This is a genomic window from Mesorhizobium sp. LNJC394B00, from assembly GCF_000502555.1.
Taxonomy (GTDB): Bacteria; Pseudomonadota; Alphaproteobacteria; order Rhizobiales; family Rhizobiaceae; genus Mesorhizobium.
On record NZ_AYWH01000007.1, the window covers coordinates 457,236 to 471,471 of the forward strand.

General features: G+C 58.3%; 10 protein-coding genes and 3 pseudogenes. 8 read left to right on the top strand and 5 right to left on the bottom strand.

From position 1 onward, the window contains the following. Window positions 1–11 precede the first annotated feature (11 nt). A complete protein-coding gene (locus tag X751_RS141500; protein WP_023729125.1) occupies window positions 12–1,025 on the bottom strand; it encodes an SIS domain-containing protein in 1,014 nt (337 codons plus the stop codon). A gap of 173 nt (window positions 1,026–1,198) precedes the next feature. Further along, on the bottom strand, window positions 1,199–2,221 hold the full coding sequence (locus tag X751_RS141495; RefSeq protein ID WP_023753931.1) for a LacI family DNA-binding transcriptional regulator: 1,023 nt from the start codon (window positions 2,219–2,221) through the stop codon (window positions 1,199–1,201). 1,012 nt (window positions 2,222–3,233) lie between these two features. Between X751_RS141495 and X751_RS141490 the strand changes: the two genes are divergently transcribed. From X751_RS141490 to X751_RS141465, 6 genes are all read left to right on the top strand, one after another. Beyond that, complete coding sequence (locus X751_RS141490) at window positions 3,234–4,313, top strand: substrate-binding domain-containing protein (RefSeq protein ID WP_023692318.1); 1,080 nt, start codon at window positions 3,234–3,236, stop codon at window positions 4,311–4,313. A gap of 363 nt (window positions 4,314–4,676) precedes the next feature. Then, window positions 4,677–5,669 (top strand): substrate-binding domain-containing protein, encoded by a 993-nt coding sequence (locus X751_RS141485; protein WP_023704355.1) that lies wholly within the window; start codon window positions 4,677–4,679, stop codon window positions 5,667–5,669. An 80-nt stretch (window positions 5,670–5,749) separates the two neighbouring features. Continuing rightward, window positions 5,750–7,264: a sugar ABC transporter ATP-binding protein gene (locus X751_RS141480; RefSeq protein ID WP_023704356.1), complete on the top strand. Its 1,515-nt coding sequence runs from the start codon at window positions 5,750–5,752 to the stop codon at window positions 7,262–7,264. Continuing rightward, a complete protein-coding gene (locus X751_RS141475) occupies window positions 7,257–8,264 on the top strand; it encodes an ABC transporter permease (protein ID WP_023745694.1) in 1,008 nt (335 codons plus the stop codon). Before X751_RS141480 ends, X751_RS141475 begins: the two co-directional genes overlap by 8 nt. Next, window positions 8,261–9,286, top strand: coding sequence for an ABC transporter permease (locus X751_RS141470; RefSeq protein ID WP_023667740.1), 1,026 nt, complete (start codon window positions 8,261–8,263; stop codon window positions 9,284–9,286). The genes X751_RS141475 and X751_RS141470 overlap by 4 nt, the downstream gene beginning before the upstream one ends. Continuing rightward, complete coding sequence (locus tag X751_RS141465) at window positions 9,283–10,134, top strand: sugar phosphate isomerase/epimerase family protein (protein ID WP_023704358.1); 852 nt, start codon at window positions 9,283–9,285, stop codon at window positions 10,132–10,134. The genes X751_RS141470 and X751_RS141465 overlap by 4 nt, the downstream gene beginning before the upstream one ends. A 204-nt stretch (window positions 10,135–10,338) precedes the next feature. Here X751_RS141465 and X751_RS141460 read toward each other — a convergent pair. Beyond that, window positions 10,339–10,620 (bottom strand): annotated as a pseudogene (locus X751_RS141460) (ABC transporter permease); the annotation flags it as partial. A gap of 246 nt (window positions 10,621–10,866) precedes the next feature. On the opposite strand from X751_RS141460, the gene X751_RS141455 reads away from it, so the two are divergent. Together X751_RS141455 and X751_RS1000000165985 are read left to right on the top strand one after the other, a co-directional pair. Then, a complete protein-coding gene (locus X751_RS141455) occupies window positions 10,867–12,213 on the top strand; it encodes a family 1 glycosylhydrolase (protein ID WP_023745696.1) in 1,347 nt (448 codons plus the stop codon). Between the two features lie 454 nt (window positions 12,214–12,667). Beyond that, window positions 12,668–12,793, top strand: a pseudogene (locus X751_RS1000000165985) (MucR family transcriptional regulator); the annotation flags it as partial. Window positions 12,794–12,965: 172 nt separating this feature from the next. Here X751_RS1000000165985 and X751_RS141450 read toward each other — a convergent pair. Both X751_RS141450 and X751_RS1000000168055 read right to left on the bottom strand, forming a co-directional pair. Continuing rightward, the gene (locus X751_RS141450; RefSeq protein WP_023667727.1) at window positions 12,966–13,514 is read right to left on the bottom strand and encodes a hypothetical protein; all 549 of its coding nucleotides are present in this window, start codon (window positions 13,512–13,514) and stop codon (window positions 12,966–12,968) included. A 234-nt stretch (window positions 13,515–13,748) separates the two neighbouring features. Further along, window positions 13,749–14,019, bottom strand: a pseudogene (locus X751_RS1000000168055) (Arm DNA-binding domain-containing protein); the annotation flags it as partial. Window positions 14,020–14,236: the final 217 nt, after the last annotated feature.

The following is a 14,236-nucleotide window of genomic DNA, read 5'->3' on the forward strand; positions in this document are numbered from 1 at the left end:
GTAAGAGGGGATCAATATTCCACGCGTTTGTAGTAGCGACGGGTGGTCAGCGGGTGGTTGCGCAGCACCTCGAGATGGGCGCTCAGCCGCTCGAGCAAGGTGGCGAGCAGAACCGGCGAGATCATGCCGCGGACCTTTGCGGAGATGCCCGGCAACTTGACCGAGGCCGCGTCCAGCGTGCGAACGCGGTCCGTGTAGCGCTTGGCGAAGTTCTCGACCCGGTCGGCCAGTGGCCGAAGGGCATCTTCGCCCTTGAACACGAAAACGCTGACGCCCGGCTCGACCAACTCGAGCGTACCGTGGAAGAAGTCGGCGGCGTGCACCGGGCGGGTGCGAATCCACTGCATCTCTTCGAGGATGCACATGCCGTAATAGTGTGCCTCCGGCCACACCGAGCCGGCGCCGGTGAAGATGTGATAGGTATCGTCCTTGATTGTCTGGGCCAGTTCGGCCGCCCTGTCCTCAAAGGCAGCCTTGGCGTCGGCAAGCAGATCCGGCAGCAGTTTGAGTTCGGCGACAGTGCCATCAAAATCATCATATTCGCCGCGCTCTTCCAGCAGGGCCAGGACGATCAGCAGCGTCTGCAGGTAGAAGGATTCCGACGAGGTGTCGTCTTCGGCGAAGTTCGTGAAATTGTGGTCAGCCTCCCGTGCGATTGGCGTATCCGAATGGCCGGTGAGCGAAATCGTGCGCACACCACGTTTTTTCAGAAAGGCCATGAGCTCGACGCCTTCCTTGGTCGTGCCCGACAAGGACGGGATGACCACCACGGCCTTGCTGTCGAGACCGGCGGGCGGATCGATCACGACCTGCGCCGGATAGGCACCGCTCACCGGGAAGGTGGAACAGCGCTGCGCCAACTCGATCGCGGGCAAGGTTAGAAGCTGCACGCCGCCGGTGCCCATGAAAAACAGCCGCTCGACGCCATCTGCCAGCAGTGTGCGCATCAGTGAGCGAACCTCACCTGCGACGGCGACGGCCCCGCTTTGGATCTTCACGAAGCGGTCCCTATCGAAGTTCAGCATGACGTTTTCCTTGTATTTCGCATGTTACAGGCCTCTAGCCCGCCTTAGGCGTCGGTGGGCCGTCTAGCTCGTTTTCCCGATGTGAGATCGATCTCACAAGCAATAATGGGCACGCAATTTCGCCAATGGCAAGTCCTTTAGACGAAATTCTCCGAAATCGAGGGGTTTGCTCTTTAGCGCACAGCGCGCCGGGCAACCGATCCGCGTACGATCAAGCGGGTCTGAAATCGGGTACGGCGCGGTGCAACCTTTTTGCCGGCAAGCCGCTCCAGCAGGTATCTGGCGGCGAGCGGTCCGATCTCGGAGATGGGTTGCGCCACGACCGTTATCTGCGGATCGGTGAACGTGGCGAGGTTGAAGTCATCGAAGCCAACCACCGACACATCATGCGGAATCGAGAGCCCCATTGAACGCAGGCCAAGAAGCGCGCCTTGCGTCATGAGGCTGTCCACCGTGAACAGTGCGGTCGGGCGATTGCGCCGGCTGAACAGGCGGATCGTGGCTTCGATGGCGTGCTCGACGGTCGAGCGCGATACGCCGATGAGCGCTTCATCGATTGCGATCCCATGCGAGTGGAGCGAGTTTTGGTAGCCAGCCAAGCGTTCCTGTGCCGTAAAGATGCGTGACTCGTCGCGCAAAAGACCGATCCGGTGGTGACCGTTGCCAACCAGATAGTCCACTGCCTCGCGTGCCCCGCCCTCGTTGTCGACGACGACGCTGTCGCATTGCAGGTCCTTTACCACGCGGTCGATGAGCACGATCGGTGCGCCTTCGCGGGCCAGTTGCACGATATGGTGGCTGTCGGTTGCAGACGTTGGGGCAAGGATGAAGCCGCGAATGCTGAGCGAGCGAAGGCTCTCAAGCAGTTCTTTCTCCTGTTCTACATTCTCCTCGCTGCTGGCAATCAGAAGATTGTGGCGGTGCTTGCGCAGTTCCACCTCTATGTCGTGCGCGATTCGGGCGAAGAACGGATTCTGGATATCGCCGGGCACGAAGCCTATGATCGGCAATTGTCCGCTGCGCAGCGCCTGCGCGACGAGGTTGGCCCGATAGCCCAGCCTTTCGGCTGCCTCAACCACGCGGAGCGCCGTCTCGTCGCCAACGTAACCATAGCTGTTGAGCGCCCGGGCGGCCGTGGCGCGCGACACCTTAGCCGCTGCGGCAACGTCCTTTAGTGTGATTCCTTTCTGGGCCACAGGTAACCGTCCTTCTTGGATCTGAACATTGCGTCAGATCATCCTCGGCTCGTCTTGCCGGCATCGTTGTGCGGCATATCGGACGATTCTCAAACTGCGAACATAGCTTTCGCAACTCCTTGCCACCTAATCGAGATACGCGCGCTGTTTGGCTATCTGGAAATTTGATCCACGAATGCACCTACATGTTGTGCAGTCAGTTCATTGCCTTGCACTGCCAGCATACGGCAATGAGTTCACGCCATGGTCCAGGCGGCCTCCCTGGCATCGATCATAACACCGATGGAGACGACTAGCCTTGCCGCCAAACTCGTCCAGCGATTGGAGGCGAGCTTTCAAAAAGGTCGAGCCAGACGCTCAAGGCCCGCTGCACGGAGAGCCATAGGCTGGGAGACTCTGAGCAAATCGGGAATCTGAGTCGCTTGCTCTGAACCGTCGGCATCATGCTGCTAACCGGTTTTGATCCTCCGGGGCTCCGCATTGGCAATAGCGACGAAAATGCTGTCGAGCAGACCCTTGTCGCGGAAGGAACTTGCCAAGCAAGGGCACCTCGGCCAAGTACGCAAACAACGCCCGGAGACGAGGCGCATCCGGCAGCACCCTTTTGGGGCCAGATAGAGACTCAGAAACCCAAAGCTTTCATCTTCCCGCTATTGAAACGGAGGACTCGATCGTGACGCGTGCGCCCGACCATCGCCAACGGTGGGCTCCAAACTGATCGAAACTTCTCGTCGACCTTTGCAAGGTGATTGATCATCGGGGAGACCAAAGCCGAAACACTGGGGTTGGTGTCTCCAGTGACGCTGAACGAAGCTTCAGGGAAAATCCCAAATCTGCCGATTTCCCTGGCGCTGTCATTGCAACGATCGAGACAATCAGGGAGACCGGACCGGAGGCACGAGACGCCGCGTCCTTCCGTGGGGTCGCTCCTCCAAACCGTTTGACGCAATTTAGAGATGTTGCCTTGACCCCGCACTAGCGTCTACTGCATCTCCCAGCGGGAGCGTCACCAATGGCGAGAAAGTCTGTCCGACGCAAGTCAACGATTTATGATATCGCGGTGGCGGCAAAGTCGTCCCCGACCGCAGTCAGTCTCGTCCTCAATGGCTCGTGGCAACAGCACCGGATCAAGGCGGAAACCGCAGCGACCATCCTCGATTGGGCTGAGCGGCTTGGCTATGCTGTCAACCTCAAGGCACGAGGATTGCGGCTTTCCCGATCCGGACTCGCTGGAATGATCTTGCCACATTACCGCAATCGCTTCTTCGCCGGATTGGCCGAAGCCTTTGAAGCGGAATCCCGCGTCCACCGCTTGTGCCCGATCGTCGTCAGCACCCATCGCAATCCTGATAACGAGTTGAGTGTGACGGAAACCCTGCTGGCTCAGCAGGTGGAATTTCTCTTCCTTGCGGGCGTTCGTGACCCCGATCCGCTGAATGATCTGTGCCGGGCAGCGGGCGTCCGGTGCATCAACATCGATCTGCCAGGCCGCCGGGCTCCCTCAGTTGTTTCTGACAACTACGGGGGCGCCAAGGCGCTCACAGAGATCATTGTTCAGAAATTGAAAGAACGAGGGGGCTCCACCGAAGATCTCTTCTTCTTTGGCGGGGTCAGCGATGATGACGCAACACGTAGCCGTTTGCTGGGTTTTCACGATGCGCTGGCAGCGCATGGGATTGTTACGGGCCCGGGCACGATTGACTGCTGCGGATACGCACCGACCAACGCTGCTCGGTCTCTCGCTGCACGATACGCTCAGCTTGGGCATCTGCCCTCAGGTATGTTCGTCAACGGCGTGACCGCTCTTGAAGGAACATTGCGGTTCACTTCGACGCTAGCCTCAAGTGAGCTTGGACGGGTTGTTGTCGGAAGCTTCGACTGGGATCCATTCGCGGCGCATTTGCCCTTCGATGTGACCATGGTCCGACAGAATGTCGAGGTGATGATTGCTGAAGGATTTTCGCTTCTCGAGAATTATTCGATAGACCACTTTCCGCTGGTGACCGTACCGACCAGCTTTGGGCGAACCGGAGAGCATGACGGCGCCCAAGAAGATTGGGATTCGGCATCCAAATCGAGCATCGACCACTAGCAATTCTTTGTCACGAGACATCGTTGCAGAAGTTCAACTCCGTTCATCAGCACCTCGGATCTGGGTAGCACCGCCTCCACCCAAGGCTCGCGGGCGATCGCATGTCGTTCTACGGGTGCAGCCTGAGTGCGAAGGGCGGATCGTTTACATCAATCGAGAAATGTTTTTAGACGCTGGTGGCGTGACCGCCTTGCTAAATCTATTTAGCACCTTGACCGGCCGGCATTCAAAGTCTTTTATGGCGCGTTCTGGGAGTAATGCGGCGCCGAGTGCGTCAATGCCGTCGGGCACAAAGGGGTGGGCCAAACAAAGCCGACATGGGCAATAGGCAACTGAAAAACTCGTCAATCAGGGAGGAATTAAATGTTAGCAAAAACTATACTCGCGGCAGCGTTCGGCGCAGCCCTTTCGGTCGCCACAATGAATGCTGCGCTGGCAAAGGACGTCAAGGTTGGAGTTGTCGTGAAGATCGGCGGCATTCCCTGGTTCAATGCCATGGAAACGGGAATAAAGGAAAAGTCGAAAGAGCTTGGCGACGACGGCTTCATGGTCGGGCCGACCAGCGCCGACCCGGCACTTCAGGTCCGCGCGATCGAAGACCTGATAGCTCAGGGCGTCAGCGTAATTGGCGTCGTGCCGAATGATGCAAACGTTCTCGAGCCGGTTCTAAAAAAGGCGCGCGACACGGGCATCAAGGTCATAACCCATGAATCGCCAGACCAGGTGAACGCTGATTGGGACTTCGAAATGGTCTCGGCCGTTGGTTTCGGTGAGGCCCATGCCAAGCTATTTGCCGAGAAAATGGGCGGCAAAGGCAAGTACGTTGTGTACGTAGGTTCTCTTACTGTGCCCGCACACAATGCCTGGGCCGATGCTGCAATCGCCTACCTGAAGAAGAACTTTCCCGACATGCAGATGGTTGGCGACAGATATGGCGTCGCCGAGAGCGCCGATGACAGCCGAAAGACGGCTCTGGATGTGCTTGCCGCCAATCCTGACCTCGGCGGCTTCCTGACGTTCGGCAGTCAGGGACCGATCGGCGCCGGACGCGCGATCGAGGAGCAGAAGCTTGGTGACAAGGTGGTTCTTGTCGGTTCATTCTCGCCTAGCCAAGGCAGCGCAATGCTCAAATCCGGCATTATTGACGGCGGCTATATGTGGAATCCTCTGGAAGCGGGCAAAGTATTCGTAACGATGGCTGATTTTCTGGCGGGCGGCGGTGAAATCACCGACGGCATGACGATCGAAGGTCTGGGTGTCGTTCACCCTGACTTCAAAACCGGCACCATCATCGTGGACGCTGTGCAGCCTATCACGGTCGAAACGGTCGATGGTCTTGCAGCCCTAGGGCTTTAGATGGCGGACCATGGCTGGCGTGCCGGGGTGGCAAATCAATCCCGGCACGCCCCATCCTAGTCATTTCAGAAGGGCCCGCCGTGAACCTCGTCGCGTCTACGACGCAGGACCTCCCATCGGTTCTGTCGTTTAGCAACATAAGCGTCACATTTGGTGGCGTTAGAGCCCTCCAGGATGTCGCCTTCGAGGTTCTCCCGGGTGAAGTGCAATGCATCGCCGGTGAGAACGGCAGCGGCAAGAGCACCCTGATCAAGGTAATCACCGGCGTTTGTCAGCCGCTAGCCGGCGCAAACATGTCGATCGCCGGAAAGTCTGTCGACATCATGTCGCCGGCTGCGGCGCGCAGCGCCGGGGTGGAAGTCATCTGGCAGGACCTCGCACTGTTTCCTGAAATGACAGTCGCGGAAAATATCGGGATCAGAACTGTCCTCGGCAACATGCCTCGGCTCGTCGATCATTCGCGCATTCGCGAGGTGGCGCGAGGGCTGTTGGCGCGGCTTGGCGCCGACCTCGATGTCGACGCGCCTCTGCGTAGCTTTGCAATCGCCCAACGTCAGATCGTCGCCATCGCCCGGGCGCTCGCCGGCGATGCGAAGGTTATTTTCATGGACGAGCCCACATCGTCGCTTACTCAATCGGAAACAGACCGGTTGCTCGCGATCGTTCGAACACTCTCGAATGAAGGCATGGCCATCGTCTTCGTCAGCCATCGCCTTGCGGAAGTTCTGGAGATCTCAAGTCGCGTCACCGTTCTGCGCGACGGTAAGGTCGTTGGGGTGTTCCCGACCGCCGGAATGACCCAATCACGCCTCACCGAACTGATGACCGGCAAGACGTTCGACCAAACCGTGAGCACGAGAAACCTTAGTGGATCACCCGTCGTGTTGAAGATCGATCGATTGACCCGCGCAGGCGACTATGACGACGTTTCGCTGACAATACGGCGAGGTGAAACGCTTGGCCTGACCGGGCTACTCGGCGCCGGTCGCACAGAACTCGCGCTTTCTATTTTCGGCATGCTGCGCCCAGACCGCGGCAGCATCGCACTCAACGGGACGGTTCTTCATCTGAACTCCAACCGCGACGCAATCCGCGCGGGTATTGGATATCTCTCCGAAGACCGCTTGTCCCTTGGTCTCATACAAGCTCAGTCCATCGCCGACAACGCCGTTATCCCGGTGCTCGACAAGATCCTTGATCGAGGGCTGATCTCCTCGGAGAAGAAGGACGCGCTCGTCAATCATTGGATCGAGGAATTGGCGATAAAAGTCGGGCGGCAGACCGATGCGATTTCCACGCTCTCGGGCGGCAACCAGCAAAGGGTGGCCATCGCCAAATGGCTGGCGGTCGGCCTGAAACTGATCATTCTTGATTCGCCAACCGTGGGGGTGGACGTTGGCGCGCGGGCCGGCATCTTCGAGATTGTCGCCAAGCTCGCTGCCGAAGGCCTGGCGATTCTGCTGATATCCGATGAAGTGCCGGAAGTCTATTTCAACGCCGATCGTATCCTTCATATGGCTGCGGGCAAGATAGTCGCCGAATACGATCCGCACGCCATCCCGCTCGGCGACCTGGAAGCTGCCGTCTATGCGTAACCGCGGCAAGCTCTTCCGGGCTCATCCCACCGAGACATGGCTCGTTGTGGTTCTTCTCATCATGAGCGCAGGTCTCTCCGTTGCGAGCGACAAATTCTTCACCATTGCCAATCTCTTCAATCTGCTCAACACAAGCTCGACAAATCTGATCTTCGCGGTTGGGCTGCTGGTGGTGTTGATCGCTGGGGGCATCGACATCTCCTTCGCTGTGGCCGCGTCAGTGGTTCAATACGTTGTGGCGCTGGCTCTAGCCCAAATGGGAGGTGGTGATTGGTTCATCGGCCTCACCTTGGCGGCAATTGTCGGGATCGCCCTGGGTGCGGTGAACGCCGGCCTCATCTACTATTTCCAGATCATTTCAATCGTTGTCACCATCGCCACCTTCAATATTTTTTTCGGCCTTCTGATGTTCTTCACGCACGGTGTATCGATCTACAATCTGCCTGCATGGTGGACGCATCGCACTGTGCTTTTCGAGTTCCAACAGGCGAATGGCAATTGGGCCGAGCTAACACTGCCGGTTGCGATCATGGCGGTCTGCGTCGCCGCCACCTGGGGGCTTATCCGGTATACCACCACGGGACGGCAGCTATACGCTTTTGGCGATAACCCGGAGGGCGCCCGTCGCCTCGGTATCAACATCGCGGCGATGCACTTCATTGCCTTCGGCTGGCTTGGTTTGATGGCCGGGATCGCGGGACTTGTGCAGGTGCACTATTCCCAGGAAATCGTGCCCAACGCATTGGTGGGGCGCGAGCTGGACGTGCTGGCGGCTGTAGTGCTTGGCGGTGCCAGACTGGGTGGCGGGCGCGGCACCGTGCTCGGTTGCATCCTTGGCGTGTTTCTTGTGTCGGTGACGCAAAACGGGCTGAACCTCCTCGGCATCTCTCCCTATGCTTTCAAGATGATCGTCGGGGCGATCATCTTGATTGCCATCACGCTGTCCAACGCGCCGCTCGGGCATATCCTCGCGGGCTTGCGGCAGAGGCTGGGTACATGACGCAGCGCGTGCTCGAAACTGGAGCGCTACGGCACGGATTCTTGCGCCGTCTTGCCGGCACGTTGGGCGCCGAGAATATCGGGCTTTTGCTGGCATTGATTTTGGTGATTGCATTCTTCGGGTCCCTCTCGCCGCGGTTCCTGTCCAAAGCTACCTTTGAATCGGTGGCCTTCCAGTTGCCTGAACTTGGACTGCTTACGCTTGCGATGTTGATGCCGATCATCTCGGGCGGCATCAATCTCGCCGTGACGTTCACGGCCAATCTCTGTGGCCTCACGCTCGCCTGGGTTCTTCAGGCCAACGGAGGACCGGACGCAAGCATCTATGCCTTTCTACTCGGTTCCGTTCTTGCGGTCGGCGTTGGCACGGCAAGCGGCTTGGTCATGGGCCCGGTGATAGCCTATACCGGCGCGCACCCCATCCTCGTTTCGCTCTCGGTGATGATTTTCCTGCGCGGCCTTGGCGAGTTTCTGACCCGCGGCGCCGACATTTCGGGCTTTCCCGAATTCATCCAGCCCCTGGGCCACGGCAGCATCGTCGGCATTCCTGTCCCGCTGCTGATACTGCTCGGCGCAGTCATCGTCTGGCATGTCTTGATGACCCGAACCAGGCTTGGCTTTTCAAACTATATGGTCGGCTCCAACATCGAGGCGACGCGCTATTCCGGCATCTCGACGCGACGCGTGATCATTCTGATCTACGCGCTGTCTGGCGCCATGTGTGCGTTGGCCGGCATTATCATGATGGCACGATTCAATTCCGTCCGTGTCGGCCATGGCGAGTCCTATGTGCTGATTACGGTGCTTGCCTGCTTTTTGGGCGGGGTGAATCCGTTTGGCGGCTTCGGCAAGGTCGTTTCGGTCTTCCTAGCCCTCATCGTTTTGCAGTTGCTTTCTTCGGGACTGAATCTCTTGGGCGCCAGCCAGCACCTGGCCACAGCCATTTGGGGCATCATGCTGATCGGCGTCATGATCTTGCGGTGGGCTGCCGGGCAGCTCAATTTCATGAGGATAACACGATGAAGGGTTTTGGCGTTCATACGAGCATGTGGACGAGTGGTTGGTCCGTAGAGGGCGCCGAGCACACTGTAGCGGCGGTGAAAAAATACGATCTCGATTTCATTGAAATTTCGCTGGCCGATCCATTTTCTTGCGATGCCGATCACACCCGCAAGCTGCTGGCGGCAAATGGCATGCAGGCGGTGTGCTCGCTAGGGTTGCCCGAATATGCGTGGGCATCGCGCCACCCACAGGAGGCGATTGACTTTCTCAAGGTGGCTATCGACAAGACGGCCGACATCGGAGCCCAGGCGCTATGCGGCGTAATCTATGGCGGCATCGGCGAGCGTACTGGCGTGCCACCTACGCAGGACGAACTTGATAACATTGCGAAAGTGATGACGTCCGCCGCCGCGCAAGCCAAGTCTCGCGGCATCGAACTCGGTGTTGAAGCCGTGAACCGCTACGAGAACCACATCATCAACACCGCGGCTCAGGCGGTGGCACTAATCGAGAGAGTCGGCGCCGACAATATGTTCGTGCACCTTGATACCTATCACATGAACATAGAGGAGAAAGGTATGGGCAACGGTATTATCGTCGCCCGCGATTACCTCAAATATATCCACCTCTCCGAGTCTGATCGCGGCACCCCAGGCGAGGGCAATTGCAATTGGGATGAGACGTTCGCAACGCTGGCCGCGATCGGCTTCAAGGGCGGGCTCGCGATGGAGAGCTTCATCAACATGGATCCGCGTCTGGCGTTTGGCCTCAGCGTGTGGCGTCCGGTGGCCGAGAGTGAAGCGGTTGTAATGGGCAACGGTCTGCCGTTCTTGCGCAACAAGGCACGGCAGTACGGGCTGATCGCATAAGTTACATCGCCATGCGAGATCGAAACTCGGCACATCATGAGCCGACTGCATCGACATTGCGGCGACTGCCTTCGAAGCAGGAGCCGCTTGAGAGGCAATATTGCGGCGTTTTAGATCCCGGCCTTCGGCTGCCCCCCGGGCGCAAGCAGCCAACCGGTCGGCGATCGCAACTGCCGTGAACAATCTATTTCACCGGCTCGGGCATCACAGCCTACCTTCGGCGGTTGCGAGCCGGCCCCGCATCAATTCGCGGCGCTTTCGAAACTCTGTGTATTCCTGGTCGGCCAGTACCCCGATCAGGATCACCGATCCACTCACGGCAAAGTTGAGTGAGGAGGGAATGCCTAGAAGATTGACAAGGTTCTGAAGCACCTGCAGCAAGATCGTTCCAAGCACCACACCAATGATTGAGCCTTCCCCGCCCCGCAACGAGAACCCTCCAAGGACGGCGGCGGCGATCGCGTAGAGCTCGTAGAAATTGCCGTACCGCTTTCACTCGCAAAGACCCGTTTGACGCCAACTGGTCTGGCCCGAAGCCGACATCTCCGTCCAGCATAGTCCGACCATGTTCGGCGCAAGCTGCTCGCTTGAACCGTGGGATAGAATTCCGCCAATTTCAGGCACGTGGTTGTCAGGCGCCTACCGAACTTGACAAGCAGTCTTGCAGGAACTGCGTCGAGCACTGAACGTTTGACCAAGCGCGGGCATCTCCGCCTTGGCTAAGGACGATCAATGTTCACGTTCATGTTTGCCACCGGCATCGAGAACAGCACCCCCACCATTCGACAAGGCCGGGAGCGCGTCGACAAAATGGAAAAATGCCGCTTCTACGAACGATGGCGCACCGACTTCGAACTGGTCCAGGATCTCGGGGTGCATTTCCTCCGCTACGGACCTCCCATCCACAAAACATGGCTGGGTGACGGACGTTATGATTGGGCATTCGCCGATGAGACCTTCGCGGACCTGAAGGCGAAAGACATTCTTCCGATCGTCGACCTTTGCCATTTTGGCATGCCGGACTGGATTGGCAACTTCCAGAACCCGGACTTTCCGACACTATTCGAGCACTACGCCAGGGATTTCGCGATGCGCTATCCGTGGATCCAGCTCTTCACCCCAATAAATGAGATGTTCATCTGCGCCACCTTTTCGGCCCGCTGGGGATGGTGGAACGAACAACTGAGCAGCGACACTGCTTTCGTCACCGCCCTCAAGCACATCGTGAAGGCGAACGTGCTTGCCATGCGGGCGATTCTCGAGGTGCGGCCGGACGCCATCTTCATTCAGAGCGAATCCTCGGAATACTTCCACGCCGATTCTCCCGAGGCGGTCGGCAGAGCGGAACGGTTCAACAGCGAGCGTTTCCTGTCGCTTGACCTCAACTACGGTCATGACGTCGACGCGCACACCTATCGCTATCTTCTCGAAAACGGGATGACGGCCGAAGAATACAGTTTCTTCCTGGAAAGCCATCTGCGCAGGCATTGCGTGATGGGCACCGACTATTACCAGACCAACGAACATCGGGTTTGGGCAGACGGAACGACGTCCGGGTCCGGCGAGGTGTTTGGCTATGACGAGATCACGCGGCAGTACTTCAACCGCTACCGGCTTCCCGTAATGCATACGGAGACCAACATCAGCGAAGGCCCCAATGGAGACGAGGCCGTCTATTGGCTGTGGAAAGAGTGGGCCAACGTGCTGCGGATCCGCAACGATGGCATCCCCATCGTAGGCTTCACCTGGTACTCGCTGACGGATCAGGTGGACTGGGACAGTGCGCTTCGGGAGAACAACGGACGGATCAATCCGCTCGGCCTCTATGACCTCGACCGAAATCCGAGGGCGGTGGGGCGCGCTTTCAAGGCGCTGATCGCGAACTGGAACAAGCTGTTGGCCACACAAAGTGTCTGCCTTGCTTTGCCGGTCTTTCTTCCCTCACAGCAAGACGATGCCATTGTTCGCGCGCAACAGGATTATGCGCGCAGCCTGCTGAGCGTGGATCGGGTCGCTGAAGGCTGGACTGAACCACTTGCTGCTCCCCAGAAAGAGGTCGAACCCGATGCGCCTGGATAACAAGACTGCATTGTAACCGGTGCTGCAAGCGGCATTGGACTGGCCATCGCCATGCGGTTGGGCACCGAAGGTGCACGGGTGAGCCGACGTGGGTGGAGGCAAGGTCGAGAAGGCGCGCATCGGTTCGACAAGGGGCGCGCCGGGGAGGCCGCTATCACGGTGCTGTCGACTTGCGCTCACGCGTTCGGCAGGTTGGTAATAATCGTCAACAACGCGCCGGCCTGATAATCTTTAACCATTGAGGCATTCACTAGAGCGGGCTGGCTGAAGGTGCTGAGCGTCGACCTGCTGGGAGCAATTTATTTCGCCGGAAAGGCATTCGCTCATATGACATCTGGGGGGCGTCATCGTAAAACATATTGAGTGTGCGCGGTCGAGACGAGCTCCGCATGTCGAGCTATACGCCGCGGCAAAGGCCACCCTCCTGTCTCTAACCGAGACCCGACGCAGTTCGCACCTTGGCCGACTGGGCATGAATCCGGACGATTACCGAACCAAATGGAACCTGCCTCGCAATTACCCGATGGTGGCACCCAACTATTCGCGAAGCGTTCCGCATATCGCCTCTAACACCCAGTAGCGGACAGCTCTCGCCTGAGGCGTCAGTCGTCGTTGAAGCGCTCCGGCATCGCATTCGAGGCCAAGGCTGGTGCACAAGGATCATGACATCGAATTCCACTCTTTACAGGAACAAGTGCCTTTCCTCGGGATTAGGATTCGACGCCGCAACGGCGTCGAACCCCAAAGGAGACTCACATGAAACGTAAGATTTTGACAGCTACAGCGATCTCTCTCTGTCTCGCCACCGCGGCCTTGGCGCAGTCGTCGGGAACATCCAGCGGCACGAACGGAACGTCCGGCTCATCGGCCGGGTCCAGTATGAGCTCTACGTCCGGCTCCGGCCAAAGCGGTATCCCGAGCGGCTGGGACAGCAAGCTCTCCGGCTCATTCTTCAGCGACGCCAATTCGGGAAGACTTCTGTCGCAGGATGAGATCCGCAAGAACTGGTCGTCCCTGAGCTCTGAACAGCAGGCACAGGTTCGCTCCGACTGCTCGAGGATGACGGCCAGTAACGGCACTGGCTCTGGCACAATGACCGGCACGTCAGGTAGCTCGGCTTCGACCGGCAGTGATACAACGGCGAGTATCGGCACCGGCTCTGGCACAGCCACCGGCACTTCAGGCAGCTCTGGTTCGACCGGCAGTAACACCACGGCCAGCAACAGCACTGGTTCGGGTACAACCACCGGCACGTCGGGATCCTCGAATACAGCTGGCGATACGACCGCCAGCACCAGCACGGGTTCGGGCGCGAACTCGGCTGCTCAAATGGCTTCGATGCGGCAACTCTGCACTCAGGTTCAAGGGATGTGAGTGAATGCGGCGCTCCGGGCCGGCTTGGCCGGAATAAGAAGAGGCCTTGGAGGCCCGGGCATCGCTTTGGTTTGGTAGCCATTTCGGCGCTGAAGTCGGCCGGAGACCGGGGTGACAACTCGGCGCTTGTCGCGCTGCTTTTCTATCGCCGGCGACCGTCACTCGCCAATAGCGCGCTTCGCGTCGAGACACTTCTCCCGGCTGAGGCAAGCGAGATTCCGTCCCGTCCATACCTGCCAAGATAGACCGTCTCCTGGCGTCCGTTGAGCCTGTAGTCCAGCCGAACCAGATCGCACCACTGGGCATCGCGCGGACATACATGCCGTCACGGGCTGCAATCCTATAGATTTTCTCTTTTGGTTTCAGCGCCTTAAGGGCGGCATCCGTCTGAAAAGTACCGTCAGTACAATTTCGAGGCTCTTCGGCAGAAATTTTGTTTTATCTTCAATTCCTTAAGGCATAAAAAAGTACCGTCAGAGCCTCATTGGATCTGACGGTACTTCGAAAAATCTGAGCTAGCAATATGCGGAAGGTCCGTCAGCCGGTCCGTCAATCCAATCTCTGCGCACCGATTGTCGCCGAATGGGTTTATATGTGTTGTCAAATAGTTATGGCGTACAATGGCGTGTTTTCGGCGGCGTTTGAGTGG

What these genes read in the sequence shown, in the direction of transcription:
- X751_RS141475 (WP_023745694.1), top strand. Translation starts at nt 7,257, where the DNA reads ATGCGTAACCGCGGCAAGCTCTTCCGGGCTCATCCCACCGAGACATGG.
- X751_RS141470 (WP_023667740.1), top strand. Translation starts at nt 8,261, where the DNA reads ATGACGCAGCGCGTGCTCGAAACTGGAGCGCTACGGCACGGATTCTTG.
- X751_RS141455 (WP_023745696.1), top strand. Translation starts at nt 10,867, where the DNA reads ATGTTCACGTTCATGTTTGCCACCGGCATCGAGAACAGCACCCCCACC.
- X751_RS141465 (WP_023704358.1), top strand. Translation starts at nt 9,283, where the DNA reads ATGAAGGGTTTTGGCGTTCATACGAGCATGTGGACGAGTGGTTGGTCC.
- X751_RS141500 (WP_023729125.1), bottom strand. Translation starts at nt 1,025, where the DNA reads ATGCTGAACTTCGATAGGGACCGCTTCGTGAAGATCCAAAGCGGGGCC.
- X751_RS141485 (WP_023704355.1), top strand. Translation starts at nt 4,677, where the DNA reads ATGTTAGCAAAAACTATACTCGCGGCAGCGTTCGGCGCAGCCCTTTCG.
- X751_RS141490 (WP_023692318.1), top strand. Translation starts at nt 3,234, where the DNA reads ATGGCGAGAAAGTCTGTCCGACGCAAGTCAACGATTTATGATATCGCG.